At 77.7% G+C, this 1,185-nt stretch carries 1 protein-coding gene; it reads left to right on the top strand.

Going from position 1 to position 1,185, the window contains the following annotated elements:
- Positions 1 to 143: 143 nt before the first annotated feature.
- Entirely contained in the window at positions 144 to 1,178 is a 1,035-nt protein-coding gene (locus tag GTR00_RS21285; RefSeq protein ID WP_166613498.1) for an aldo/keto reductase, read from the top strand.
- The last annotated feature ends 7 nt before the right edge of the window (positions 1,179 to 1,185 follow it).

Here is a 1,185-nt window from a genome sequence, read left to right as displayed (position 1 = left end):
GTCCCGGGCCCGCTGCCCTCCGCGCAGCGGGCCCGGGACTGACCCGCTGCACCGGGGCGCACCCGCGCCCCGACGCCCGCCCCGACGCCCGCCCCGACACGCGCCGCGACCCCGCGCCGCGCACCGACACGCCCGGAGGACCCGTGATCACCGAGGACCGCGCCGACCGCTCCTGGCGCCCCGACCCGCAGAGGTACCGCGAGGCGCAGTACCGCCGCGCCGGGCGCAGCGGCCTGCTGCTGCCGCCCGTCTCGCTGGGCCTGTGGCAGAACTTCGGCGAGGACCGCCCCCTGGACCTCGCCCGCGCCGTGCTGCGCCGCGCCTTCGACCGCGGCGTGACCCACTTCGACCTGGCCAACAACTACGGCCCGCCCTACGGCGCCGCGGAGGAGGCGTTCGGGCGGGTGCTGCGCTCGGACCTGGCCCCGTACCGCGACGAGATCGTCGTGGCCAGCAAGGCCGGGTACGACATGTGGCCCGGCCCGTACGGCGACGGCGGGTCGCGCAAGTACCTCACCGCCTCCCTCGACGCCTCCCTGCGCCGCACCGGCCTGGAGCACGTCGACGTCTTCTACCACCACCGCCGCGACGTCGACACGCCGCTGGAGGAGACCGCCGGCGCCCTGGACGCCGCCGTGCGCGCCGGCAAGGCCCTGTACGTGGGGGTGTCCAACTACTCGCCCGAGGACGTCACCCGCGTCGCGGACCTGCTGCGGCAGCTGGGCACCCCGCTGACCCTCGTGCAGCCGCGCTACTCGATCTTCGACCGCCGCCCCGAGGGCGGTCTGGCCGAGGCCGCCGAGCGCGCCGGCGCCGGGCTGGCGGTGTTCTCCCCGCTGGCGCAGGGCCGGCTCACCGACCGCTACCTGCACGGCGTCCCGGAGGGCTCGCGCGCCACCCGCAGCGCCTACCTGTCCACCGCCGACGTGACCGAGGACGTCGTCGAGCGCGCCCGCGCGCTGAACGCCGTCGCCGCCGCCCGCGGGCAGAGCCTGGCGCAGCTGGCGCTGCGCTGGGTGCTGCGCGACCAGCGCACCACCACCGCGCTCGTCGGGGCCAGCAGCGTCGCCCAGCTCGACGCGAACCTCGACGCCCTGACCGGCCCCGACCTCGACGCCGGCGAGCTCGCCGAGATCGACCGGTACGCCCCGCCCGCCGGGTCCGCGCTGCCCGTCTGACCCGGGG

The organism is Kineococcus indalonis, from assembly GCF_009906395.1.
GTDB lineage: Bacteria > Actinomycetota > Actinomycetes > Actinomycetales > Kineococcaceae > Kineococcus > Kineococcus indalonis.
The sequence above is the reverse complement of the archived record's forward strand: the minus strand, read 5'-3'. Positions and strand labels throughout refer to the sequence as shown.